Source organism: Klebsiella sp. 1SOBk5mer (assembly GCF_046603115.1).
GTDB classification, from domain to species: domain Bacteria; phylum Pseudomonadota; class Gammaproteobacteria; order Enterobacterales; family Enterobacteriaceae; genus Klebsiella; species Klebsiella quasipneumoniae.
In genome coordinates, this window is sequence record NZ_JBKIUU010000006.1 from 303,498 (window position 1) to 328,409 (window position 24,912).

The 24,912-nt window shown below is 59.0% G+C and carries 23 protein-coding genes; 8 read left to right on the forward strand and 15 right to left on the reverse strand.

The genetic code is table 11. From position 1 onward, the window contains the following. Genes ACLH1U_RS15890 through ACLH1U_RS15910 form a run of 5 tightly spaced genes read right to left on the reverse strand, consistent with a single transcriptional unit; the run spans nucleotide 1 to nucleotide 4,964 of the window. On the reverse strand, nucleotides 1-342 hold the full coding sequence (locus ACLH1U_RS15890) for a PTS fructose-like transporter subunit IIB (RefSeq protein WP_023289073.1): 342 nt from the start codon (nucleotides 340-342) through the stop codon (nucleotides 1-3). 15 nt (nucleotides 343-357) lie between these two features. Further along, a complete protein-coding gene (locus ACLH1U_RS15895) occupies nucleotides 358-1,233 on the reverse strand; it encodes a [formate-C-acetyltransferase]-activating enzyme (protein WP_048297195.1) in 876 nt (291 codons plus the stop codon). After that, a complete protein-coding gene (locus tag ACLH1U_RS15900) occupies nucleotides 1,199-3,496 on the reverse strand; it encodes a formate C-acetyltransferase (protein ID WP_032455297.1) in 2,298 nt (765 codons plus the stop codon). Before ACLH1U_RS15900 ends, ACLH1U_RS15895 begins: the two co-directional genes overlap by 35 nt. Nucleotides 3,497-3,546: 50 nt before the next feature. After that, on the reverse strand, nucleotides 3,547-3,867 hold the full coding sequence (locus ACLH1U_RS15905; RefSeq protein ID WP_023289076.1) for a PTS fructose-like transporter subunit IIB: 321 nt from the start codon (nucleotides 3,865-3,867) through the stop codon (nucleotides 3,547-3,549). A 20-nt stretch (nucleotides 3,868-3,887) separates the two neighbouring features. Continuing rightward, a complete protein-coding gene (locus tag ACLH1U_RS15910; RefSeq protein WP_065805203.1) occupies nucleotides 3,888-4,964 on the reverse strand; it encodes a PTS fructose transporter subunit EIIC in 1,077 nt (358 codons plus the stop codon). A gap of 309 nt (nucleotides 4,965-5,273) precedes the next feature. On the opposite strand from ACLH1U_RS15910, the gene ptsP reads away from it, so the two are divergent. Next, nucleotides 5,274-7,775, forward strand: coding sequence for a phosphoenolpyruvate--protein phosphotransferase (ptsP, locus tag ACLH1U_RS15915; RefSeq protein WP_101861883.1), 2,502 nt, complete (start codon nucleotides 5,274-5,276; stop codon nucleotides 7,773-7,775). A gap of 374 nt (nucleotides 7,776-8,149) precedes the next feature. Here the strand turns inward: ptsP and ACLH1U_RS15920 are convergent, their stop codons facing one another. Next, nucleotides 8,150-9,235, reverse strand: coding sequence for a tartrate dehydrogenase (locus tag ACLH1U_RS15920; protein WP_085550668.1), 1,086 nt, complete (start codon nucleotides 9,233-9,235; stop codon nucleotides 8,150-8,152). An 82-nt stretch (nucleotides 9,236-9,317) separates the two neighbouring features. Between ACLH1U_RS15920 and ACLH1U_RS15925 the strand changes: the two genes are divergently transcribed. Continuing rightward, nucleotides 9,318-10,280 carry a LysR substrate-binding domain-containing protein gene (locus tag ACLH1U_RS15925; protein ID WP_411299336.1) on the forward strand — a complete coding sequence of 321 codons (963 nt, stop codon included), beginning with the start codon at nucleotides 9,318-9,320 and terminating at the stop codon, nucleotides 10,278-10,280. Here the strand turns inward: ACLH1U_RS15925 and ACLH1U_RS15930 are convergent. The 4 genes from ACLH1U_RS15930 to puuD all read right to left on the reverse strand — a co-directional run bounded on the left by ACLH1U_RS15930 (nucleotide 10,277) and on the right by puuD (nucleotide 14,703). Then, nucleotides 10,277-11,557 (reverse strand): NAD(P)/FAD-dependent oxidoreductase, encoded by a 1,281-nt coding sequence (locus ACLH1U_RS15930; RefSeq protein WP_411299337.1) that lies wholly within the window; start codon nucleotides 11,555-11,557, stop codon nucleotides 10,277-10,279. The genes ACLH1U_RS15925 and ACLH1U_RS15930 overlap by 4 nt on opposite strands. A 2-nt stretch (nucleotides 11,558-11,559) precedes the next feature. Continuing rightward, nucleotides 11,560-13,047, reverse strand: coding sequence for an aldehyde dehydrogenase PuuC (gene puuC / locus ACLH1U_RS15935; RefSeq protein WP_101861885.1), 1,488 nt, complete (start codon nucleotides 13,045-13,047; stop codon nucleotides 11,560-11,562). Between the two features lie 320 nt (nucleotides 13,048-13,367). Continuing rightward, nucleotides 13,368-13,925: an HTH-type transcriptional regulator PuuR gene (puuR, locus tag ACLH1U_RS15940; RefSeq protein WP_002898590.1), complete on the reverse strand. Its 558-nt coding sequence runs from the start codon at nucleotides 13,923-13,925 to the stop codon at nucleotides 13,368-13,370. 25 nt (nucleotides 13,926-13,950) lie between these two features. Further along, nucleotides 13,951-14,703 (reverse strand): gamma-glutamyl-gamma-aminobutyrate hydrolase, encoded by a 753-nt coding sequence (gene puuD / locus ACLH1U_RS15945; RefSeq protein WP_072199196.1) that lies wholly within the window; start codon nucleotides 14,701-14,703, stop codon nucleotides 13,951-13,953. A 225-nt stretch (nucleotides 14,704-14,928) separates the two neighbouring features. Between puuD and ACLH1U_RS15950 the strand changes: the two genes are divergently transcribed. Together ACLH1U_RS15950 and ACLH1U_RS15955 are read left to right on the forward strand one after the other, a co-directional pair. Next, complete coding sequence (locus tag ACLH1U_RS15950) at nucleotides 14,929-16,350, forward strand: glutamine synthetase family protein (RefSeq protein ID WP_002898595.1); 1,422 nt, start codon at nucleotides 14,929-14,931, stop codon at nucleotides 16,348-16,350. Between the two features lie 353 nt (nucleotides 16,351-16,703). Beyond that, nucleotides 16,704-18,095 carry an APC family permease gene (locus ACLH1U_RS15955; RefSeq protein ID WP_023289089.1) on the forward strand — a complete coding sequence of 464 codons (1,392 nt, stop codon included), beginning with the start codon at nucleotides 16,704-16,706 and terminating at the stop codon, nucleotides 18,093-18,095. Nucleotides 18,096-18,213: 118 nt separating this feature from the next. On the opposite strand, the gene ACLH1U_RS15960 is transcribed toward ACLH1U_RS15955, so the two are convergent. Further along, nucleotides 18,214-18,336, reverse strand: a complete 123-nt coding sequence (locus ACLH1U_RS15960; RefSeq protein ID WP_002898600.1) for a small membrane protein — start codon at nucleotides 18,334-18,336, stop codon at nucleotides 18,214-18,216. Between the two features lie 255 nt (nucleotides 18,337-18,591). On the opposite strand from ACLH1U_RS15960, the gene ACLH1U_RS15965 reads away from it, so the two are divergent. Continuing rightward, nucleotides 18,592-18,813: a hypothetical protein gene (locus ACLH1U_RS15965; RefSeq protein WP_023289090.1), complete on the forward strand. Its 222-nt coding sequence runs from the start codon at nucleotides 18,592-18,594 to the stop codon at nucleotides 18,811-18,813. A gap of 1 nt (nucleotide 18,814) precedes the next feature. Here the strand turns inward: ACLH1U_RS15965 and ACLH1U_RS15970 are convergent, their stop codons facing one another. Both ACLH1U_RS15970 and ACLH1U_RS15975 read right to left on the reverse strand, forming a co-directional pair. After that, complete coding sequence (locus ACLH1U_RS15970) at nucleotides 18,815-19,603, reverse strand: SDR family NAD(P)-dependent oxidoreductase (protein ID WP_411299338.1); 789 nt, start codon at nucleotides 19,601-19,603, stop codon at nucleotides 18,815-18,817. Between the two features lie 115 nt (nucleotides 19,604-19,718). Then, complete coding sequence (locus ACLH1U_RS15975; protein WP_050532884.1) at nucleotides 19,719-20,168, reverse strand: winged helix-turn-helix transcriptional regulator; 450 nt, start codon at nucleotides 20,166-20,168, stop codon at nucleotides 19,719-19,721. A 152-nt stretch (nucleotides 20,169-20,320) separates the two neighbouring features. On the opposite strand from ACLH1U_RS15975, the gene agp reads away from it, so the two are divergent. Next, the gene (gene agp, locus ACLH1U_RS15980; RefSeq protein ID WP_077272064.1) at nucleotides 20,321-21,568 is read left to right on the forward strand and encodes a bifunctional glucose-1-phosphatase/inositol phosphatase; all 1,248 of its coding nucleotides are present in this window, start codon (nucleotides 20,321-20,323) and stop codon (nucleotides 21,566-21,568) included. Nucleotides 21,569-21,634: 66 nt separating this feature from the next. Here agp and ACLH1U_RS15985 read toward each other — a convergent pair whose 3' ends face one another. Then, the gene (locus tag ACLH1U_RS15985) at nucleotides 21,635-21,862 is read right to left on the reverse strand and encodes a YccJ family protein (protein ID WP_008805934.1); all 228 of its coding nucleotides are present in this window, start codon (nucleotides 21,860-21,862) and stop codon (nucleotides 21,635-21,637) included. Between the two features lie 20 nt (nucleotides 21,863-21,882). Then, nucleotides 21,883-22,479, reverse strand: a complete 597-nt coding sequence (gene wrbA / locus ACLH1U_RS15990) for an NAD(P)H:quinone oxidoreductase (RefSeq protein ID WP_002898704.1) — start codon at nucleotides 22,477-22,479, stop codon at nucleotides 21,883-21,885. Between the two features lie 435 nt (nucleotides 22,480-22,914). Here wrbA and ACLH1U_RS15995 point away from each other — a divergent pair, with 435 nt between their 5' ends. Then, entirely contained in the window at nucleotides 22,915-23,088 is a 174-nt protein-coding gene (locus ACLH1U_RS15995) for a general stress protein (protein WP_002898708.1), read from the forward strand. 164 nt (nucleotides 23,089-23,252) lie between these two features. Further along, nucleotides 23,253-24,191 (forward strand): DMT family transporter, encoded by a 939-nt coding sequence (locus tag ACLH1U_RS16000; protein ID WP_236948133.1) that lies wholly within the window; start codon nucleotides 23,253-23,255, stop codon nucleotides 24,189-24,191. Nucleotides 24,192-24,912: the final 721 nt, after the last annotated feature.

Consider the following 24,912-nt stretch of genomic DNA (forward strand, 5'->3'; position numbering starts at 1 on the left):
TCAGGGAAGTTCAACATAGACGACCGGCTTTTTCATGATGCTTTTCACGGCCTCGACGATCTGCTGCGGCTGCAGCAGGAAGCTCTTGATGCTGGTTTTAATCGTCCGCAGGCCGCGAAAGCGCTGGGCGTCGTCAATTTCGATATCCGTCACCAGCAGCACCACTTCGGCGCGGGCGATATCTTCTGCGGTAATGCGATTTTCAACGCCGAGCGCGCCCTGAGTTTCCACCTTAAGATGCCATTTTTCATGATGACCGACCTTTTCCAGCCGTTCGGCAGCCATATAGGTGTGCGCCACTCCGCTGACGCAGGCGGTGACGGCGATAATATTGAAGTCCATAACATCCTCCTGGCGTTAACCGCCGATAGTGACGTGGAATCCGGCCGCTTCGGCCATTACCCGATAAGGTTGAATGTCCGCTTCGTCAGGCGCTTTCACCCTGGCCAGCGCCCAGGGTTTGCCCAGCAGACGGTATTTGGGCTCGCCGTATTGATGAAATGGCAGCAGGTGCAATTCTGTAAGATTAAAAGGTGCGAGAAAGTTCAGAATCTGGCGAAAATTATCGACGCTCATGGTATAGCCCGGGATCAGCGGCACGCGTGGGATGAGGTTGATCTCTCTAGCCGCCAGCTGGCGAAAATTATCCAGTACCCGCGGCTGATTGATTCGCAGTAGCGACAATGCCCGCTCAGGTTCCATGATTTTAAAATCAAATAACACCTCGTCGCAGGCTTCAGCCACCGGTAAAAAACGGTTGAAGGGCCCGTCGCCAGCGGTTTCGATGGCGGTGCGGATCCCCCACTGGCGCAGGCGCTGGAGAAAGCGGGCGGCAAATTCGGCCTGCATGAGCACTTCACCGCCGGAGAGGGTGACACCGCCACCGGAGGCGCGGAAGAAGACTTCATCCTTCAGCACCTCATGAAGGAGGTTATCCAGCGTCATGTCGCGACCGATCTGCTCCCATGCCCCGGAGGGACACTCGACGACATCCTGCTGGCAGCGGGCGCAACCCAGGCATTTACTCTGCCGGCGCAGGGTCTGGATCCTGGGTGACATTGACTCCGGGTTGGCGCACCACGGGCAGGTGTGGGGGCAGCCTTTGAAAAAGACCACCGTGCGGATCCCCTGGCCATCATTGAGCGAGTAGCGCTGCAGATTAAAAATGCGCGCCCGGTCGGCGCGCGTCTCCATCACCTCACAGCTGATGCGCGGTGCGGCGGATAATGTCATCCTGAATCTCCTTCGACAGCTCAACAAAGAAGGCGCTGTAGCCCGCGACGCGCACCACCAGGCCGGCAAAGTCCTGCGGCCGTTGCTGCGCTTCACGCAGGGTGTCGGCATTGACCACGTTAAACTGAATATGCTGCAGCTTGAGCTTGCAGAAAGCCTGTAAAAAGTCTGCCAGCTTGTTTAGCCCGCCGTCGCCGGCCAGCGTCGCCGGGGTGAATTTAACGTTGAGCAGCGTACCGTTCGACAGCAGATAGTTATCCAGCTTGCTGACTGATTTCAGCACCGCCGTCGGCCCCTGGGCATCCTGGCCGACCATTGGCGACAGGCCGCCGTCCGCTAACTGTTCGCCAGCCAGCCGCCCGTCCGGGGTAGCCCCCACCACCGAGCCCAGCGGCACGTGCGCCGAGACGGTATAGGAGCCGGGCGTAAAACGCCCGCCGCGCGGATTCAGATATTGTTCCACCTCTTTGCAGTAAAAGCGCAGCAGATCGGCGCTGATATTATCGACGTCGTCGATATCGTTGCCGTATTTTTCAAAACGGTTGATCAACCGGGCGCGGATTTTCTCTCCCTCTGGCGTCTGGAAGTTGGCTTTCAGTACCGCCATCAGTTGGTCAAAGCTAAGGCGCTGCTGGTCAAAGACCATCCCCTTCAGGGCATAAAGCGAATCGCTCAGGTTGGCGATCCCGATGCCCTGGACGCCGGAGAAGTTATAGCGCGCTCCGCCGGCGGTGATGTCTTTACCGTGCTGCACGCAATCTTTAATGAACGAGGAGAGGAGAGGCACTGGCGCCCAGTCGCGATGGCCGATATCGCAGATATTGCTGCCCTCGACCATCAGCTTGATGTAATAGCGAATTTTGTCGCGCATCTGGCGGATAAGCCCTTCCCAGCTGACCTCCGGTTGCCCTTCATTTTCCTGCAGGACAAGTTCCATGACCTTCAGCAGGTTGAACATGGCGATATCATGCAGGCCGTAGGTGCGGCCGGGGATCGACAACTCGACGCAGCCGACCACCGCGTAGTCGCGGGCGTCTTCCAGCGACACGCCACGATTGAGGAAGGCGGGGACCACCACCTCGTCGTTGAAAATCTGTGGAATGCCGGTGCCCAGGCGGATGGTTTCGGCGGTTTTACGCAGGAACGGGCGGTCAATCAGCTCGTTCACCCGCACGCCAAGATTCGGCTGCGGCAATTGCACGTTTTGATAGGCATCGAGGCATAAAAATGACAGCACGTTGACCGCGCTGCGCCCGGTTTCCGTTAGCCCACCGAGCAGGGCGGTATACCCGGTGGGAAAACCGGCGAAATAGCGTGCGCTACTGGAGGAGCGCAGCAGCACGATGTCGTTGCATTTTACCCAAAGCGACTCCAGCAGCTCCTTGAGCGACGCCGGATCCTGTCCTTGATTCAGCGACGCCTGATAAAACGGCAGCATGTACTGGTCAAAACGGCCGAGCGAAATGGAGCTGGCATTGGATTCGTACTGCAGAATGATGTTCATATACCAGAACAGCTGGCAGGCCTGGGGGAAGTCCGTTGGCCGGTGCTGCGCATTGTGGCGCGAAATCGCGGCGATGGTTAACAGCTCCCGCTGACGCTGCGGATCCTGACAGTGTCCAGCCATCTCCTCGGCCAGCGCGGCGTAGCGCAGAATATGGCGCTGAGAGGCCTCCAGCAGGATCAATACCGCCTGATAAAAAGGGTTATCAGGCTGCCGGTCGCAGTGTGATTGCATCTCCGCAACCAGCGCGTCCAGGCCATTATTCAACAGGTGCGGATAGTCGATAATGATATGGCCCTGGCCTTTATCGGTCTGGTTCACGCTGAATATTTGGGTGCTGACGGCGGCTTTGACCTCGTCGGTCATCTGGCCGTTGATGAAATCTTTCATTGAGCGCTTTTCCCAGTAGGGGAACAGCGTTTCCCGATAGACGCGCTTATCTTCTTCGCTTATCGCGAAGCGGTCCTGCGGTCGGGTCGGGAAGGTGTCAAGCTCGTTAAGCAGCCAGTAGGGATCCATCTCCGGCGACATAATGCCGGCCCGCGGTTTGATGGTACGGTTGCCGGCAATCAGTTCATCATCACGAATCGAAATGTCTACCTTATCGAGGATCCAGGCGGTGGCCTTCGCCCGGCGAATAATCACCGGCTCGCCCTCCGTTTGCCGATGGCTGGCGGTATAGAGCAGGGCGCGTTCAAGTGATATTTCGCGCGGTTGGGCGAACAGGCTGGCTTTCAGGCGTTGAGTACGATTCGTCATGACAAACTCCATGTTGTGGCGAAGGGCGCGCGGGCGCCCCTTTTAAGGCTTCAGGCTCGTTGGGAAAGGTGGCTGTCTATCTTGTTCATGATGGCGTCGGCGCGTTTGACCGCATCGCTGATATTGACGCGTACGATAGTTTTCCCGGCAAAACGCTCTTCGAATTTGATACCGATATCTTTGGTCAGAATGACCATATCGGCGGCGGCGATCTCTTCCGCGGTCAGCTCGTTTTCAATGCCGATAGAACCCTGGGTTTCAACTTTGACCTGCCAGCCTTTGGCCTTAGCGGCGCTTTCTAACGATTCGGCGGCCATATAGGTGTGAGCCACACCCGACGGGCAGGCGGTGACAGCGATAATGTGGGTCATAATCTGTTCCTTCCAGTCTGTTAGTTAATTTCAAAATCAAGGTCTAATTCGTCGTCGGCTTTGGCGTCAGACGATTTCTTTTTAGCCAGCGCTTTCAGCACAATGACGCAGGCGGCGCTGACGCAGGCGCCGACCAGCAGCGCGGCGATAAAGCCGAGTTTGCCCTGGACCACCGGCAGCACGATGAGCCCGCCCCAGCCGGCGTAACACTGGGCGCCCAACAGCGCCGCGGTGACGCAGCCGCTGGCCGCGCCAATCATATTGGCCGGAATAACGCGCAGCGGGTCGGCAGCGGCAAAGGGAATCGCCCCTTCGGTGACCCCGACGCAGCCCATCACCAGCGCCGCTTTGCCGGTTTCCCTCTCTTCGGCGGTGAAATATTTGCGGCCGATCAGCGTCGCCAGTCCCATCCCCAGCGGCGGTACGGCGATGCCGACGGCGGCGATAGCCACTACGCTGTAGACCCCCTGTGAAACGCAAATCAGCATGAAGGCGTAGGCCACTTTGTTCACCGGGCCGCCCATATCAAACGCCAGCATCAGGCCCATAACGATGGCCAGCACCACGATGCTGCCTTCACGCATGCCCTGCAGCCAGTTGGTCAGGTTTGCCGTGAGCGCGCCTACCGGTTCGCCGAGCCCCCACATCATGATCCCGGCAGTAATAAAGGTGCCGATGATGGGAATAATGAAAATCGGCATCACCGAGCGCAGCACCTTGTGGACCGGTATTTTTTTCAGGTAATAGACCACCAGACCGCCGATCATCCCAGCGATCAGCGCGCCAAAGAAGCCGGCGCCGAAGCTGTTTCCTACCCAGGCGCCGATGGCGCAGGGGGCCAGCGCGGCGCGGTCGGCGATGGAGTAGCCAATGTAGGCGGCGAGAAAAGGGACCATCAGCGTCAGGCCGGCGACGCCAATATCAAACAGTTTCTTCAGGTTGGGATCGGTGGCGGCATCCGGAACCGCACCTTTGCCATACAACATGACGGACACCGCCAGCAGGATCCCGCCGGAGACCACGAAGGGGATCATATGTGACACGCCGGTCATCAGATGCTGGCGAGTATTTTTTAGTATTTGCACCAGTTCGTTCATTGCTTGCTCCTGAGCGCTGTAGGGCCCGTGACAGTATTGATGGCTCAACATTAGAAAAAGGGCGCCGCATAAAACAGTAGAGAAAAAGTGCATTTACTGGATATTTGTAAGGTTAGAAAAGAATTGCGATCCACCTCAAATCTTAGTGATGACAGGAGGAGTGAGCGCTAAAAGGGTGGAATTGTGATGGCGGGCATAAAAAAGTATCGTGTGTACAATAGTCCAGTAATTGCCAGTTTTGTCACCTAGTCCACTTGACCATCTTTCATTACCTTTTGGGGAATTAATGGATTACTCAGGAGGAAGGCGATGGCTCTGGTCATTGAATTTACATGTGATTTGCCCAACGGCGTGCATGCGCGTCCGGCCAGTCTGGTCGAAACGCTGTGTAACCGTTTTTCATCGGCAATTGAGTGGCGGAACCTGCGCTGCGATACCGGTGGCAATGCCAAAAGCGCGTTGGCGGTCATCGGCACGAACACCCTGAAGGGCGACACCTGCCAGCTGCTTATCAGCGGCGAAGATGAAGCCGAGGCTTACGCCGCGTTAACGGCCTTTCTGCGTGATGAATTTCCTCACTGCGACGCGCCGCTGCCTACGGCACAAGCGCTGGACGTCCAGCCGGTGCCGGAGTCACTCTCACGCCTGAACCCGACGCTGTTCCATGCCAGTCCGGTCTGCGCCGGCAGCGCGGGGGGCAGACTCATCCATCTAAAATCCCGCGATTTGCACGAGCTTGGCGCACTGCCCGTCGCCAGCAGTCCTGAACAGGAGCAGGCGGCACTGGATAACGGCCTGCGCCTGCTGGTGAAAGATATCGAACTGCGGCTGCTGGACAATGACGGTACCGCCAGCGCGATACTGGAAGCTCACCGTTCGCTGGCGACGGATGCCTCGCTGCGCCAGCATCTGCTCGGCGGGATCCTCACCGGTCTCAGCTGCGCCCAGGCGATCGTCGCCACCAGTGACCACTTCTGCGCCCAGTTCCGCGATTCCGGCAGCAGCTATCTGCAGGAGCGAGTGCTGGATGTGCGCGATGTCTGCTTCCAGCTGTTGCAGCATATCTACGGCGAAGCCCGTTTCCCGGCGCCGGGTCAACTGCGGGAAGCCGCCATTTGCCTTGCCGACGAACTCACCCCCAGCCAGTTCCTCGAACTGGATAAAACGCATCTCAAAGGGCTGCTGCTGCGCAGCGGCGGCACTACGTCGCACACCGTGATCCTTGCCCGCTCATTCAATATCCCGACCCTGGTGGGGGTTGACCTCGACGCACTGTTGCCCTGGGAGGATACTCAGGTGCAGATCGACGGCAACGCCGGGCTGCTGGTGGTCGACCTGAGTCCGGCGGTGGCGCGCTACTATCAGCAGGAGTCGTGGGTTCAGGCGCAGATCCAGCAACAGCAGCAGGTATGGCTGGATAAGGCGGGGCAGACGGAAGACGGTATCCGCGTCGAGATCGCGGCGAACATCGCCCATTCGGTAGAGGCGGTGGCGGCCTTCAACAACGGCGCGCAGTCGGTTGGCCTGTTCCGCACGGAGATGCTCTATATGGACCGGCCCGGCGCGCCATCGGAAGACGAACTCTACAACATTTTCTGCCAGGCGCTGGAGCCTGCCGCCGGGCGCAGCATCATCGTGCGGACTATGGATATCGGCGGTGATAAGCCGGTGGCCTACCTCAACATTCCGGCGGAAAATAACCCTTTCCTCGGCTACCGCGCGGTGCGCATCTATGAAGAGTACCAGGCGCTGTTTCATACTCAGCTGCGGGCGATTCTACGCGCTTCGGCGCACGGCTCGCTGAAGATCATGATCCCGATGATTTCCTCAATGGAAGAGATCCTGTGGGTGAAAGAGCGGTTGGCGGAGGCCAAACAGTCGCTGCGCGTCGAACAGATCCCGTTTGATGAAAAAATCCCGCTGGGCATCATGCTGGAGGTGCCGTCGGTGATGTTCATCATCGATCAGTGCTGCGAAGAGGTGGACTTCTTTAGCATCGGCAGCAATGACTTAACGCAATATCTGCTGGCGGTCGACCGCGATAACGCGAAAGTGACGCGCCATTACAACAGTCTCAACCCGGCCTTCCTGCGTGCGCTGGACTATGCCGTGCAGGCGGCGCACCGGCAGGGGAAATGGATCGGCCTGTGCGGCGAGCTGGGGGCCAAAGGTTCGGTGCTGCCGCTGCTGGTCGGCCTCGGCCTGGATGAACTGAGCATGAGCGCGCCGGCGATCCCGGCGACCAAAGCGCGTCTGGCGCAGCTGGACAGCCGCGCCTGCCGTCAGCTGCTGAATCAGGCGATGCAGTGCCGTACCTCGCTGGAAGTGGAGCATCTGTTGGCCCAGTTCCGCATGCGCCAGCAGGATGTGCCGTTGATTAGCCGCCAGTGCATCACCCTCAACAGTGACTGGCGCAGCAAGGAGGAGGTGCTGAAGGGGATGACGGATAACCTGCTGCTGGCCGGGCGCTGCCGCTATCCACGCAAGCTGGAGGCCGATCTCTGGGCCCGCGAGGCGGTGTTCTCCACCGGGCTGGGCTTCAGTTTTGCCATTCCGCATAGTAAATCCGAGCATATTGAGCAGTCGACCATTAGCGTCGCCCGCCTGGCGCAGCCGGTGAAGTGGGGTGATGAAGAAGCGCAGTTTGTGATTATGCTGACGCTAAACAAGCATTCGGCGGGCGACCAGCATATGCGCATCTTCTCGCGCCTGGCGCGGCGCATTATGCACGCCGAGTTCCGCCAGGCGCTGGTATCCGCAGAGAGCAGCGAGGCTATCGCGCAACTGCTGCGCCGCGAGCTGGAGTTGTGATCGGTTATCCGGCCCGCGCCGCTGGCCTGAGCCCGTGGATGCTGGTGGAGGTGGCGACGGGCCTCTCCCTATGTGCTCCCGGTGCCAGGAGAGACTTAACGCAGAAGACATATCGGGAGCGCCATCTGCCCGGACATAACACAGAACAACCGTTTTTCCGGGGCGAAACCGTTGCAAACTGATAACTATATCGATTAATCCAGCTCTGACCGTCAGTCGGCCCGCGCAAGCGCCGCACCGCCGGGCGATGGCATCAGGCGCGGAGACGATTTTGTGCCGGGTGGCGGCTGCGCCTAACCCGGCCTACTCACTCCATTATCGTGCCTTTTGTAGCCCAGGTCAGCCGTAGCGCGACCTGTGAGCGGCCGGGATAATTACGCCAAAATAGCCTTGCAGATGGCGTCGCTGACCTGCTGCGTTGACGCGCTGCCCTGCATATCCGGCGTCTTCGGCCCACTGGCGATCGTGTGCTCAATTGCCGCCAGGATGCCGTTGTGCGCAGCGTGATAGCGCGCATCGCCGTTCCCGAGAAAATCAAGCATCATCGCCCCGGCCCATATGGTGGCGATCGGATTGGCGATATTTTTCCCGTAGATATCCGGCGCTGAACCGTGGACCGGCTCGAACAGCGACGGGAAGGTGCGCTCCGGGTTGAGATTGGCCGATGGCGCAATACCAATGGTACCGGTGCAGGCCGGGCCGAGATCGGAGAGAATATCACCGAACAGATTGGAGCCGACGACCACGTCAAACCGCTCCGGCTGCAGCACGAAGCGGGCGCAGAGAATATCGATATGCTGCTTGTCCCAGCGGATCTCGGGATAGTTTTTGGCTATCTCCTCCACCCGCTCATCCCAGTAGGGCATGCTGATGGCCAGCCCGTTGGATTTCGTCGCCGAGGTCAGCGTTTTGCGCGGGCGGCTTTGCGCCAGCTCGAAGGCGTAGCGCAGGATACGGTCAACGCCCCGGCGGGTAAAGATCGACTCCTGAATCACCACTTCATGCTCGGTGCCTTCATTGGCGCGCCCGCCCAGAGCGGAATATTCGCCTTCGGTGTTCTCGCGCACCACGTAGAAATCGATATCGCCAGCCTTTTTCCCCGCCAGCGGGCAGGGGACGCCGGGGAACAGGCGCACCGGGCGCAGGTTGACGTACTGATCGAACTCGCGGCGGAACTTCAGCAGCGACCCCCACAGCGAGATATGATCCGGGACGGTATCCGGCCAGCCGACGGCGCCAAAGTAGATGGCGTCGAACCCCTGTAACTGCTCGCGCCAGTCGTCCGGCATCATCTTACCGTGATGAGCATAATATTCGCAGCTTGCCCACTCCATCTGCTCGAAGCTCAGCGCCAGATCCCACCGCTGCGCGGCGGCTTTCAGTACGCGGATCCCTTCAGGCAGAACTTCTTTGCCAATTCCGTCACCCGGGATGGCGGCAATACGACAGGTTTTTTTCATTCCGGTTCTCACTTTTTAGCGATGATGTTTGACCACCTGCTTATCCTATAATTGACTGATTCATAATTAATCACGCTAACTGGTGAAACATAAAACACAGTTCATGAATAATCTGCCGCTGCTGAATGATTTACGCGTCTTTATGCTGGTCGCCCGCCGGGCCGGGTTTGCCGCCGCCGCTGAGGAGCTGGGCGTATCGCCGGCTTTTGTCAGCAAGCGGGTTTCGCTGCTGGAGCAAACCCTGAATGTGATGTTGCTGCACCGGACCACCCGCCGGGTCACCATTACCGAAGAGGGAGAGCGGATCTACGAGTGGGCGCAGCGCATTCTGCAGGATGTCGATGAGATGATGGACGAGCTCTCCGACGTGCGTCAGGTGCCGCAGGGAACGCTGCGGATTATCAGCAGCTTCGGCTTTGGCCGCCGGGTGGTGGCCCCCGCGCTGTCGGCGCTGGCGCTTCAGTACCCGCAGCTGGAGCTGCGTTTTGATGTTCAGGACCGGCTGGTGGATTTAGTCAATGAAGGGGTGGATCTCGATATTCGCCTCGGCGACGATATCGCGCCGAATCTGATTGCCCGCCAGCTGGCGCGCAATCACCGCGTGCTCTGTGCGTCGCCGCAGTTCCTCGCCCGCCATGCGCCGCCGAAACAGCTGAGTGATCTGGCGGCTCTGCCGTGCCTGGTGATTAAAGAGCGGGATCATCCGTTCGGCGTCTGGCAGCTGCATAGCAAAGAGGGCCAGCACGCCATCAAAGTGACCGGGCCGCTGTCGTCCAACCATGGCGAAATTGTTCATCAGTGGTGTCTGGACGGGCAGGGGATTGCGCTCCGTTCGTGGTGGGACGTCAGGGAGAATATCGCCAGCGGGCATCTGGTGCAGGCGCTGCCGGACTACTGGCAATCGGCCAACGTCTGGGCGGTTTACGTCTCCCGCCTGGCGACGTCGGCTAAAATTCGCACCACCGTGGAGTTTCTGCGCCACTATTTCCAGCAACACTATCCGCAGCATGAGCCGACGGCCAGGGCCGTCGGCAAAGACGATTAAACCCCAAGGCGGTCGCGCAGGCTGTAGTAGGCGGCGCCCATCGCGGTAAAGGGGATACGCAGGCTGCGGCCGCCCGGGAACGGGTAGTGCGGCAGTTTGGCAAAGGCGTCGAAACGCTCGGCGTCGCCGCGCAGCAGTTCCGAAATCAATCGTCCGGCGAGGTGGGTACAGGTGACCCCATGCCCGCTGTAGCCCTGCATGTAGTAGATGTTGCTATCCAGGCGACCAAACTGCGGCATCCGCGACAAGGTCAGCAGGAAGTTGCCCGTCCAGCGGTAGTCAAGCTTCACCCCCTGCAGCTGTGGGAAGGTTTTCAGCAGCTTTGGCATAATCAGCCGCTCCACATCGTCCGGGTCGCGGGCGCCGTAGACCACGCCGCCGCCGTACAGCAGGCGGTTATCGCCGGTCAGACGGTAGTAGTCCAGCAGGTAGTTACAGTCTTCCACACAGTAGTTTTTCGGGATCAGCGAGCGGGCGACCTCCTCCGACAGCGGCGCGGTGGTGACCACCTGGGTGCCGCACGGCATGCTGCGCTTCGCCAGCTCCGGCTCCAGTTTGTCACCGAGATAGGCGTTGCCGGCGACGATCACATAGCGGGCAGTGACCTGGCCGCGGGCGGTGCTGACCACTGCCGGGCTGGTGTGCTGAATGCGGGTGACCGGCGACTGCTCATACACCCGGCCGCCGTTCAGGCGAATAGCGTCCGCTTCGCCGATGGCGAGGTTGAGCGGGTGAATATGGCCGCCGCTGTGGTCGAGCAGGGCGCCGACGTAGCGGTCGCTGTCCACTTCGCGACGAATCGCCTCTCTGTCCAGCAGCTCCAGCTGCGTGTTGCCGTAGCGCTCCCAGTTGGCTTTCTGTTCTTCCAGCGTCTCCAGCTGTTTATGGTTCATCGCCACGAACAGGCCGCCCGGTCGGTAATCGCACTGGATCTGATAGCGCTGGATGCGTTCGCGGATAATATCGCCGCCTTCGAACATCATGCTGCCGAGCATTTTCGCCGCATCCGGGCCGTAGTTTTTTTCAATCACGTCGATATCGCGGCTGTAGGAGTTAACCAGCTGACCGCCGTTGCGGCCGCTGGCGCCGAAGCCGATGCGCGCCCCTTCCAGCACCACCACGTCGTAGCCCATTTCGGCAAGATGCAGGGCAGAGGAGAGGCCGGTGTAGCCGCCGCCGACGACGCAGACGTCGCAGCTTATCGATTCGTCCAGCGTCGGAAAGGGTTCATATTTGTTGGCGCTGGCGGCGTAATAGCTGGTGGTATGTTCGGTCATGATTAAGACTCCAGGGCAATCCAGATGGTTTTCAGTTCGGTGAATTTTTCCAGGGCGTGCAGCGACTTATCGCGCCCGTTGCCGCTCTGTTTGTAACCGCCGAAGGGGACGGTCATATCACCATCGTTATAGTTGTTGACGAAGACCGAACCGGCCTTCAGGCGGCGGCTCATGCGGTGGGCGCGTGAGAGATCGCGAGTCCATACCGCGGCGCCGAGGCCGTAGTCGCTGTCGTTGGCAAGCCGCAGGGCTTCGTCTTCGCTTTTGAATCGCGTCACCACCAGCACCGGGCCGAAGATCTCTTCCCGGCTGAGGGTGGAGGCCGGGTCGACGTCAATGAAAATGGTCGGGCCGACGGCGGCAGGCCATGGATTTTTCCGCCCGTCGAGGAACAGGGGGCTTTTACTTTCGCCGCCGCGAATAAAACTGTGCACGCTGTCGGCATGGGTGTTGTCAATCAGCATGCCCATGGTGGTGTTTGGGTCGAGCGGGTTGCCCGGCTGCCAGTGTTGCGCTTCGGTTTTCAGTCGCGCCAGGAACTCGTCGGCGATGCTCTCCTCCAGCAGCAGGCGGGTGCCGGCGATGCACACCTGGCCCTGGTTGTAGAAGATGCCGCCGGCGGTGGCGCTGACCGCTTTTTGCAGATCCGGGCAGTCGGCGAAGACGATGTTGGCGCTCTTGCCGCCCGCTTCCAGCCAGACGCGCTTCATATTGCTGTCGCCGGCGTCTTTCAGCAGCTGCTTGCCGGTGCGGGTGGAGCCGGTAAAAGTAATGACCTCCACGTCAGGATGCAGGGCCAGCGCCTGTCCGGCCTCGTGACCAAAGCCGCTGACCACGTTCAGCACGCCGTCCGGCAGGCCAGCCTCTTTCGCCAGCCCGGCGAGGCGCAGGGCGGTGAGCGGCGATTTTTCCGACGGCTTAAGGATCACGCTGTTGCCTGCCGCCAGCGCCGGACCGAGCTTCCAGCAGGCCAGCAGCAGCGGGAAGTTCCATGGCACCACCGCGGCGATGACGCCAATCGGTTCGCGGACGATCATCGCCAGCTCGTTGCTGCCGGTGGGGGCCACTTCGCCATAGACTTTATCCAGCGCTTCGGCATACCAGCGGATGGCGCGGGCGGCGCCGGGAATATCGTCGCGCAGGCTGTGGCGAATCGGTTTGCCGGTATCCAGCGTTTCCAGCAGCGCCAGTTCTTCGCGGTGGGCCTCCATCAGGTCGGCGAAGCGTGTGAGAATCGCTTTACGCTGCGCGGGGGCGGCCTGTGACCAGTCGCCGTTATCAAAGACCCGGCGCGCGGCCTTCACCGCCAGCTCAACGTCGGCTTTTTTGCCGCGGGCGACATGGGCTAACGTTTGCTGCGCGGCAGGGTCAATGGTTTCAAAGGTGGTATTATCGACCGCGGCGCAATATTCGCCGTTAATAAATAATCGTGTTTCAATGGCCAGGCTTTTCGCTTTTTCCTGCCAGTAAGCCAGGTGCTGAAAATTCATCATGACTCCTTAAAAACATTATCGGCAAATAAATCATTTCGGCGTTTTCAGGCTGCACGGGGGCGCTGCGCCAGGCGCAGGGCATCGTGAATCCCCGGAGTTGAATACCGTTTTATTGCCCTAAATTTCGGCAGGTTGTCTGCATGCCGAATAATTCAGGGGCGAGTCGCCATTCACGGCGTTAATTATTTCAGGGCCAGCAGGAAATAGGATTCCCTTCCGGCACAAACGTTATGACGGCGAGTTTTTCGCGGCGACGAAAATAAAATTTCCGCCGTCGCAGGTCTGAAGAAAGCCTGAACCTCGTTCAGGCTAACTATTCAGAATGTGGTGGGGGTGTGGGCACTGATGATGCGGCAGATGCCTGCCGAGGTGTTGCTGAAGCTGTGCGGGATGCCGGTGTTAATGGCATAGCTCTGTCCAGCCACCAGGTGGTACGACTGACCGTTAATGGTCAGCACGATCTCCCCCTCCAGTATGGTGCCTATTTCCTCACCCTGATGCTTAATCCTCTCCCCGGTCGTGGTTCCAGGCTGGTAAGTTTCAAAAATCATCGCCAGCGTACGGTTCGGATTTCCGTTATGAACCAGCTTCATGGAAACGCCCTGACTGCCCATTTCGATAAGGTCATCCTGATTAATGACCACCTGGGGTTCGTCCGGCTTTTCGGGTTCAGAAAAGAATTCCGAGAGCGACAGCCCATAGACTTTCAGCAGCTTTTGCAGCGTACTGATGGCGGGACTGACTTTGTCCTGCTCTATGGTGCTGATGGCACTATGTGTTAACCCAGACAGTTCGGCGGCACGACGCTGCGAGAGACCCAGCTGTTGGCGGATCTCTGACAGACGTTTCCCTGGCGCCAGTCCGTCATCGCTCATATTTGCATTTCCTTAACGGTAGTGGTCAGCGCCGCCGCTTTTCAGCATGATGGCCCTGACAGGCGGTGATAAAACCATCAAACAACATACGCGACAGGGCGTATTCGCTACTGTTCCATTCAGGATGCCACTGTACGCCCAGCGCGAAAGGGTGATCGTTCACGCTGACCGCTTCCACCAGTCCATCCGGCGCTCGCGCCTCCACGCGCAGCTGAGGACTCAGGGTTTTTGCCCCTTGTCCGTGTAGCGAGTTTACCCAAAACGTGTTGCAGCCCGGTATCAATTGCGACAGCAATCCTCCTTCCTGAACCTCAACCTGATGGGACGGGGCATACTGCTGCTCGACGGGCAGTTCAGGATCTTCGCGATGCTCCAGCAGCTCAGGCTGCTCGAACAGACGACGATACAGAGTCCCACCGGTGGCGACAACCAGTTCCTGCAGTCCACGACAGATGGCGAAAATGGGGATGCGCCTTTCGAGTGCGGCGTTAATCAGCGCCATGCTCAGAAGATCACGCCCGGGGTCGGCGTCAGGCTCATCGCCGTTTTCACCATAAAGGTGCGGCTGCACGTTACTGGGGCTGCCTGGCAGGTATATCCCGTCCAGTTTATCGACTAACGCGTTCAGCAGCTCCGGCTCCGCCAGCGCATGCGGCAGGGCGATCGGCAGTCCGCCGGCGTTAACAATTGCATTCAGGTACTTTTCTTGCAAGGTCTGGGTCTGGTGACCCTTAAGCCTGTTTCTACACATCACGACGCCAATAACTGGCTTGTACATTATATTTTCCATGATCGCCCTCACAAAGTGGACTAAATTATGACCGCTATAGCGGGTTTAACGGCCATATCGTTCAATATTTTCTCAATCTAGCAGTGTAAATAGCCCTTTGCAAACTTAATTTAACATTTGACAAACAATTTATTTGCATACACAGTCGATGGGGTGGACATTATATTTAACGGTCTGAGTGCAGGACCGAAACCAAACCAACGGCGGTGAATCATGGAAACCAATATCGTAGAAGTTGAGAATTTTGTTCAGCAAACGGAAGAGAGACGGGTCAGCGCGTTCGCGAAAGAAGTGAAGCGCTACCTCGAAACCTACCCTGATACCCAATATGTCGATGTCCTCCTCACTGATCTGAACGGCTGCTTCCGCGGCAAGCGCATCCCCGTTGCCGGCCTGAGCAAGCTGGAGAAAGGCTGTTATTTTCCGGCCTCGGTGTTTGCGATGGATATTCTCGGCAACGTCGTGGAAGAGGCCGGTCTGGGCCAGGAGATGGGCGAGCCGGATCGCAGCTGCATCCCGGTGCCCGGTACCTTAACGCCTTCAGCGGCCGATCCGCAGTCGATAGCCCAGGTACAGCTGACCATGGTTGATGAAGATGGCGCTCCCTTTGACGTTGAGCCGCGGAACGTACTCAACCGCCTCTGGCAGCAGCTGCGCCAGCGCGGGCTGTTCCCCGTGGTAGCGGTAGAGCTGGAGTTCTATTTACTGGACCGCAAACGCGATGCCGAAGGCTACCTGCAGCCGCCGTGCGCGCCGGGTACCGACGATCGCAACACCCAAAGCCAGGTCTACTCGGTCGATAACCTGAACCACTTTGCCGACGTGCTCAACGACATCGACGAGCTGGCGAAACTGCAGCTGATCCCCGCCGACGGCGCGGTGGCCGAAGCCTCGCCGGGCCAGTTTGAAATCAACCTCCACCATACCGATAACGTGCTGGACGCCTGCGATGATGCGCTGGCGTTAAAACGTCTCGTGCGTTTAATGGCGGAGAAGCATAAGATGCACGCCACTTTTATGGCCAAGCCTTATGAAGAGCATGCGGGCAGCGGGATGCATATCCACATCAGCATGCTGAACAATAAAGGGGAAAACGTGCTGGTGGACGGCGACGGGGAAGACTCCGCGCTGCTTAAACGCGCGCTGGCCGGGATGATCGATCTGATGCCGGCCTCGATGGCGCTGCTGGCGCCGAACGTGAACTCGTATCGCCGCTTCCAGCCGGGGATGTATGTCCCGACGCAGGCTTCCTGGGGCCATAACAACCGTACCGTGGCGCTGCGGATCCCGTGCGGCGAGCGGCAGAACCACCGCGTGGAGTATCGCGTGGCGGGAGCGGACGCCAACCCGTATCTGGTGATGGCGGCGATTTTCGCCGGTATCCTGCACGGGCTGGATAACCCTCAGCTGCCTTTGCAGGAAGAGGTGGAAGGTAACGGCCTGGAACAAGAAGGGCTGCCGTTCCCGATCCGTCAGAGCGACGCGCTGTGGGAGTTTATGCAGAACGATCACCTGCGTGAGCGTCTCGGCGAGCGTTTCTGCCACGTTTTCCATGCCTGCAAGCATGATGAATTATTGCAGTTTGAGCGTCTTATCACAGAAACTGAAATTGAGTGGATGTTGAAAAACGCCTGATGGTCGCCCCGCGAGGGGCGCATGAGTTGAGTCATGAGTAGCATCATACGGCCTGAGCGGAGCCTGGTCGTCCTTTTTGCTGGGAGCCCAGCCATTTCCCGGATGTCGCGTTAAGGAGCGCAGGCGGCAACGGGGCTTCAGTTAACGACACAGTGTGTGACGAGGAAATGAGATGATGCAGATGTTCAAATATCCGCAGGGAGAGGGAGGCCGCTCAGGCCGCATTGGATGCCAGCCAGCAACCGCTCACCGGTCCGTCTTACCCTTTTATTTATGCCTTACCCCCTTGCTAAGCAGGTTTGTCACGCGAACGTTGTGCCCGCAAACTGTTATCCGCAAGGGGGGAATGGTCGATGGCAATTAATCTTCCTGCGCATAACGCCGCTCAGGCGGGCAGACCGCGTCTGCGTAAATCCCTCAAACTCTGGCAAGTGGTGATGATGGGGCTCGCCTATCTGACGCCGATGACGGTGTTTGATACCTTCGGCATTGTCTCCGGCATCAGCAACGGCCACGTCCCGGCGTCGTATTTGCTGGCGCTGGCTGGCGTGCTGTTCACCGCCATCAGCTACGGCAAACTGGTGCGCCAGTTCCCGGAAGCCGGCTCTGCCTACACCTACGCGCAAAAATCCATCAGCCCGCACGTCGGCTTTATGGTCGGCTGGTCGTCGCTGCTGGATTATCTGTTCCTGCCGATGATCAACGTCCTGCTGGCGAAGATCTATCTCTCGGCGCTGTTCCCGGAAGTGCCGCCATGGGTGTGGGTGGTGACCTTTGTCGCCATTCTGACCGCCGCGAACCTGAAAAGCGTTAACCTGGTGGCCAACTTCAACACCCTGTTCGTGCTGGTGCAGATCTCGATTATGGTGGTGTTTGTCATTCTGGTGGTCCAGGGGCTGCACAAAGGCGAGGGGGTAGGGACCGTCTGGTCGCTGCAGCCGTTTATCAGCCAGAATGCGCATCTGATCCCGATTATTACCGGGGCGACCATCGTCTGCTTTTCGTTTCTCGGCTTCGACGCGGTGACCACGCTGTCGGAAGAGACGCCTGACGCCGCGCGGGTGATCCCGAAGGCGATTTTTCTCACCGCGATGTACGGCGGCATTATTTTCATCGTCGCGTCGTTCTTTATGCAGCTGTTTTTCCCGGATATTCATCGCTTTAAAGACCCGGACGCCGCGCTGCCGGAGATTGCGCTGTACGTGGGCGGCAAGCTGTTTCAGTCAATTTTCCTCTGCACCACCTTTGTTAACACCCTGGCGTCCGGCCTGGCGTCCCATGCCAGCGTCTCCCGTCTGCTGTACGTGATGGGCCGCGATAACGTCTTCCCGGAGCGCATTTTCGGCTATGTGCATCCGAAATGGCGAACCCCGGCGTTGAACGTGATTATGGTGGGTATTGTCGCGCTGTCGGCGCTGTTCTTCGACCTGGTGACCGCCACCGCGTTGATTAACTTCGGCGCGCTGGTGGCCTTCACCTTCGTTAACCTGTCGGTGTTCAACCACTTCTGGCGGCGCAAAGGGTACAACAAAACCTGGAAGGATCGACTGCACTATCTGCTGCTGCCGATGGTCGGGGCGTTGACGGTAGGGGTGCTGTGGATCAACCTCGAGGCCACTTCCCTGACGCTCGGTCTGGTGTGGGCGGCGCTTGGTCTGCTGTATCTGGCTTATCTGACCCGACGCTTCCGTAAACCGCCGCCGCAGTTCGATGCCGCCAAGGCGGAGCAGGCCTGGGAGTCCTAGAGCCTGACGCAGAAACCGAACAAAGGCAGGCCCGCAGGCCTGCCTTTGTTATGGCATCGGTAAGGGACAGTACAGGATGGTAAAGAAATCAGCAGAAAACGGCGGAGAACGGAAGGTATTATTTCTTCTTTTTATGGACAGGTAACTGACTGGCGCGCCGCTCTTTGAGGTACGACACCAGACTGTAGATGGCGACGCCCAGCAGCGCCACCGCGACGATAAAGAGAATAAGACCCGACATAGACCAACCTAAAATTCTGTTTAGAAAGGGAAAAAGATACAGGGCTCAGTTGAAGATAACATCGGGATATGTCTGAAAGATGACGCCTCATCGCGGGAATATCCGCCGCAGGGGTTGTGATAAAATATTTCCCGCAGGAATGTGAAAGCCTGGGTTTCAGCTGAAAGGGCGTAACACTCCGTTAAGTGATTTTACAGAAGTGCGGCCAGCAGCGGGTTACGCTGACCGCGAATTAGAATGATCTGAGAGCAAGACATGTATAAGAAAACCCTCAGCCTGCTGGGCGTGGCGCTGGCGCTGACGGCCTTCGCCAGTCAGGCTGAAAATGAACGTCAGGCGATCCGCGAGCGGATCGTGGAGCAGGTCCTGAAACCGTGTGAAGGTAAAAAAGCGGGCGATAAGGTGGTGATCACCGATCGCCGCGGCGGTGAGCACGAGGCGATCTGTACCCTGGCGGCGGTTCCACTGCCGGAGTGAGTTAGCGATATCGCGGCGCCGGTTGCCCGGTTCGCGCGCTGGTAAACAACGCCAGTCGCGTCTGCTCGAAAGCCTCCCACAATCCCAGGTCATGCACGGGCGGTAAGGTGACCTTTTCCCCCATCTCCAGTCCTCTGAGGGCGGCGTCAACCAGATCCTCGGTGGTCATGACCGTACCGGTGGGCAGGGCGTCCAGCGCCACGCCGGAGGTCGGCCACAGATCGGTGGCGGTCGCCGCCGGCAATACCGCCTGAATACGCACGCCGCTGTCGGCAAACTCATCCTGCAGGCCACGGGTAAAGCTCAACACCCACGCTTTGCTGGCGCTGTAGACCGCGCTGCCCGGCAGCGTATGCAGCGCGAGAATAGAGGCAATATTGATCAGCGTTCCGCGGCCCCGGGGAGCGAAAGCGGCCAGCGCGGCATAGCTCAGGCGCAGGAGCGCGGTGGTGTTGAGCGTATGAATCGCCTGGTGCTCGCGCGGCGTACTGGCGAGAAAGCCCGCCATTTTTGCCGTGCCGGCGTTGTTGATGAACAGGTCAATGGCGGGATCGTGCTGCAGATGCTGCTCCACGGCTTCAATGCCTTGCTCCTCGCTCAGGTCGGCCTTGACGATGCTGGCCCGGATGGCGTAGCGCGCCTGCAGCTGCCCGGCGAGCGACTGCAGCCGATCTTCACGGCGGGCGGCGAGGATCAGATCGTAGCCGCGAGCGGCGAGTCGTTCGGCATAGATCGCGCCGATACCTGAGGAAGCGCCGGTGATAAAAGCAGTGTGCGATGACTGGGACATGAGTATTGCCTCTTAAAAGGTTGCATTATTAAACCAAATTCAGCATGAGATACTTGGTTTAATAATGCAACCATTTTGCCGGGCTTTTTTTATTTTTGCCTGCCGCGGGCAGCGATTAGTCGTTCAGCGGAACGGCGATGGTGATATCCGCCGGGGCCAGCTCACGGCCATCCGCCGCCTGCAGGACCAGTTTACGCAGGGGCTGGCGCTGCTGGCGGTCAATGAGCCGGGTTGCCGGTTCGTCAGGATCGAACAGAAAGTCATCCGCCCACTGGGAAAGGGCGACCAGCACGGTCTGCAGGGCGCGGCCCTTATCCGTCAGGACGTACTCCTGCCAGGCGCTGCCGTCGGAGGCCGGCTGCAGACGCAGGATGCCTTCATCCACCAGCATTTTCAGGCGTCCGGCGAGCATATTTTTGGCAATGCCGAGGTTTTTCTGGAATTCACTAAAACGGCACGCCCCGCGCAGGGCATCGCGGACGATAAGCAGCGACCACCAGTCACCGATAACGTCGAGGGAGCGGGCGACAGGACAGCAGCTGTTTTCAAGACGGGTACGTTTCACGAAAGCCTCCGGGTTAGTTGTTTCATTATAAAACTATTTGGTCGGCAGAGGAAATTTTCGGCGGCGGTCTAAGTTTGCGAGCGAATGCCAGGAAAAATGGCATAAATCCGTCACAATTAACCCGATGATAATAAATGACTAAGGATGAAGGGATGAACAAACGTCTACTCGCCGCCGCCGTAGCCGGCGCGGTCATGTTATCCGCCGGCGCTCTGGCGCAGGACACGGCCGCCCCGGAGGGGTATCAGCTGCAGCAGGTGCTGATCATGAGTCGTCACAACCTGCGCGCGCCGCTGGCCAATAACGGTAGCGTGCTGGAGCAGTCCACCGCCAAAGCCTGGCCGCAGTGGGATGTGCCGGGCGGCCAGCTGACCACCAAGGGTGGCGTGCTGGAGGTGTATATGGGCCACTATATGCGCGAATGGCTGGCGCAGCAGAAGCTGGTGACCAGCGGCGAGTGCCCGCCGGAAAACGCCGTTTACGCCTACGCTAACAGCCTGCAACGCACCGTCGCCACCGCGCAGTTCTTTATCACCGGCGCGTTCCCGGGCTGCGGCATTGCGGTGCATCATCAGCCGCAGATGGGCACCATGGACCCGACCTTCAACCCGGTTATCACCGACGACTCCCCGGCGTTTCGTGAGAAAGCGCTGCAGGCGATGGAAAAAGAGCGCCAGGGGATGCAGTTGACCGAGAGTTACAAGCTGCTGGAGACGATGATCGATTACCGCAACTCGCCCTCCTGCAAAGAGAAGCAGGTCTGTTCCCTGAGCGAGGGTAAAGATACCTTTAGCGCCGGTTATCAGCAGGAGCCGGGGGTGTCCGGGCCGCTGAAGGTGGGCAACTCGCTGGTGGACGCCTTCACCCTGCAATATTATGAAGGCTTCCCCAAAGACCAGGTGGCGTGGGGGGAGATCACCAGCGATAAGCAGTGGCAGGTGCTGTCGAAGCTGAAAAACGGCTATCAGGATAGTCTGTTTACTTCGGTGGCGGTGGCGCAAAACGTGGCCAAGCCGCTGGTCAACTATATCGATAACGCGCTGGTGGGCGAGGGGGCCAGCAAGGCGAAAGTCACGCTGCTGGTGGGACACGACTCGAATATTGCCTCGCTGCTGACGGCGCTGGACTTTAAGCCCTATCAACTGCCCGGCCAGTATGAGCGCACGCCTATCGGCGGCAAACTGCTGTTTCAACGCTGGCACGACAGCGGCAGCAACCGCGATCTGATGAAGATTGAGTATGTGTACCAGAGCACCGAGCAGCTGCGTAACGCCGACCCATTGACGTTGCAGACCCCGCCGCAGCGGGTCACGCTGGCGCTTAACGGCTGCCCGGTCGATGACCAGGGTTTCTGCCCGCTGGAGACCTTTAAAAAGGTGATCAACGAGGCGGCGAAATAACGAAAAAACCCGGAGCAATCCGGGTTTTTTAGCAGGTTAGGGTGAGACTCGGCAGGGATAAACGTCCTAAACGTTTTTACGCTCAATCGTCTGTTCACCCCAGAACAGCGCATCTTTATCGGTTTTGGCAAAGGCCAGCGCCAGCACTTCGTCGCTGCCTTCCTCCCAGATTTGCTCCGCCAGTTTTTCATCATAGTGGGCGACTTCGAAAATCGCCTCAGCGATCTCCGGCGAGGTGTTACGTAAACTTGCCCATTCGCCGACGCGATGTGCTTTTGCTTCTTGAGTTGGCATAGTGCTCCTCCTGCGGAAGATTAGCCGTGCAGTTTAACGGCCAGTTTGGCGACATGTTCACCCTGATAGCGGGCGATGGCTAACTCTTCCTCGCTTGGCTGACGCGAGCCGTCGCCGCCGGCAATAGTGGTTGCGCCATAAGGCGTCCCGCCGCGGACCTGGGAGATATCGAACAGCTCCTGGGCGCCGTAGCCGATCGGCACGATGATCATGCCGTGGTGGGCCAGCGTCGTCCAGGTGGAGGTAATGGTTTGTTCCTGGCCGCCGCCGGTGCCGGTTGAGCTGAATACGCTGGCGATCTTGCCATACAGCGCGCCGGATGCCCACAGGCCGCCGGTCTGATCGAGGAAGGTGCGCATTTGTCCGGACATATTGCCGAAACGAGTCGGGGTACCAAAGATGATGGCGTCATACTCAGCCAGTTCCTGCGGCGTAGCGACAGGCGCGTTTTGCGTTTTACCGCCTGCTTTGGCAAACGCTTCTGCCTGCATGGTTTCCGGCACGCGCTTCACAACCACCTCAACGCCGTCCACCCGGTTCGCCCCATCGGCGACGGCGTGAGCCATGGTTTCAATGTGTCCATACATGGAATAATAAAGCACCAGAATTTTAGCCATTTCCATCACTCCTCGGTTGCATTATAAGCCAGCCAAATAGCTGGTACCTTTAAAGATAAAGCCTCTGCCGAAGAGTGCAAATCCAACGGGCATTTATTTGATTTATAACAAAATGACAAAGCATTATTTACTTTTCCTTGCGCAGCGCGGCCTGAGCGGCGGAGAAGCGGGAAGCGATGCCTCCGCCATTCTGGCCGGTGCGGCGAGGATGTAGCATCAGGATACATTTTCGCTAACTATTTTTTCTTCGTCAGCAGAGGAGGTTAGCGCCATCACGCGGCGCGAGGGGATTTTTTTCGCCAGGCTTTGTTTCTGAATGTGACATTTGCCATCGTCAGCGGCAGTCATTCACTAACCTTATAGATACGCGGCAGGACAGCGGCGTCGCCGCTCCCGCGTAATGCACTATGATGTCTAACCTAATGGAGGTCAGTAATGGCAAACCATCGTGGCGGTTCTGGCAACTTTGCTGAAGACCGTGAAAGAGCATCAGAAGCAGGACGTAAAGGTGGCCAGCATAGCGGGGGGAATTTTAAAAATGACCCTCAGCGCGCCTCAGAGGCTGGTAAAAAAGGGGGTAAAAACAGTCACGGTAGTCGTGAGAGTTAACGCGCGACTCGCACTGTTCTCTTTGATGCGGTGTTAATCTCCCCGACCCAACCGCATCGCCCTCGCCGCCGGCATCAGCCGGCGGTTTTTTTTTAGCAGTCGGAGGTTGCGCTCCCGCCGGGCCGATTGCACACTGGTCGCCCGTTAATCGTCATGGCTGTTTTATGTCTTCGTTAAAATTCTCCGTTTGCCGCCAGGAAGCGCTCCTTATCATGATCACCATGTTCTGGGGAGGGACCTTCCTTGCCGTGCAGTATGCGGTCAGCCTCAGCGGGCCGCTGTTTTTTGTCGGCCTGCGTTTCGCGACCGCCGCGCTGGCGGTGGGTCTGCTCTCGCTGCGCACCCTGCGCGGTATGACATGGCTGGAGGTGAAGGCGGGGGTGGCGATTGGCGTGGCGATTGCGCTGGGGTATGGGCTGCAGACCTGGGGACTGCAGTCGATCTCCAGCAGTAAGTCTGCCTTTATCACGGCGATGTATGTGCCGCTGGTGCCGCTGCTGCAGTGGCTGTGCCTGGGTCGTATGCCGGGGGTGATGTCCTGCGTGGGGATTGTGCTGGCCTTTATCGGTTTGATCCTGCTGGCCGGGCCGGAAAACAATCTGCTGGCGCTTGGCGTGGGGGAGATGATCACGCTGGCGAGCGCGCTGGCGATTGCCGCGGAGATTATCCTTATCAGCGCCTGGGCCGGGAAAGTGGATGTTCGGCGGGTGACGGTGGTGCAGCTGGCGACCGCGTCGCTGGTGGCTTTCGCCGCCATGAAGCCGGCCGGTGAGTCAGTGCCGCCGTTGACGCCGGCGCTGCTCGGCGTGGCGCTGGGGCTGGGCATTTTCAGCGCGATCATTCAGGTGACCATGAACTGGGCGCAGCGCAGCGTCTCGCCGACGCGGGCCACGCTGATCTATACCGGCGAACCGGTGTGGGCCGGTATTTTTGGCCGGTTGGCCGGTGAGCGTCTGCCGCTGCTGGCCCTCCTCGGCTGCGTCTTTATCCTCGCGGGAGTGCTGGTGAGCGAGCTGAAGTGGAAGCGCAAACCGCCGCCGCAGATGTCAACGAATAACGATGCGCAACCGCTCCCGGACCTGGCCGATCGTCGCGAGCCGTAATCTTTCTTTCTGTCCCGGCAGCGGCGCTTATTCTGCCAGGCAAATGGCGAGGTTCCATCAGGCCATATCCCTCAGCCGTCGTACCCGTCCTGGTGCCGGATGGCGGCATAAATGCCTTCTCCGGCCTACATAACCATTTCTATATCAGATGGTTAACTCTTATCGTAGGCCCGCGCAAGCGCAGCGCCGCCGGGCGGTCAGACTCCATACCCGCGGCGGTGCCGGATGGCGGCATAACTGCCTTATCCGGCCTACATAACCATTTCTATATCAGATGGTTAACTCTCATCGTAGGCCCGCGCAAGCGCAGCGCCGCCGGGCGATGGCATCAGGCACGGCGTCGCTTTTATGCCGGGTGGCGGTTGCGCTTTACCCGGCCTACGTTCGTACGACCTGCCGTTAATTTATTCACCATTGTTGCTGAAACTGCCGGTGCTGACGGCCTCAAAATCGCTGAGACGTTCCCGGAAGGCCGGGGCAGCCCGCATGGATGCGGGCTGAGGGCCGTGTTTTGCATGGACGCTGCCTCGGCCCGACCCGAAGCCTGCAGGGATAAGTCGAAGGGACCACGCAGTGGCGATTTTGCTGGCCGGAGCCCGGGGGTACAGGGGGCGGCGGCGACTGGCCGCCCCCTGTGCGCTCCCGGCGCCATGAGAGACATAACGCAGAAGACATATCGGGAGCGCCATCTGCCTGGATATAACCCAGAACAGCCGTTTTT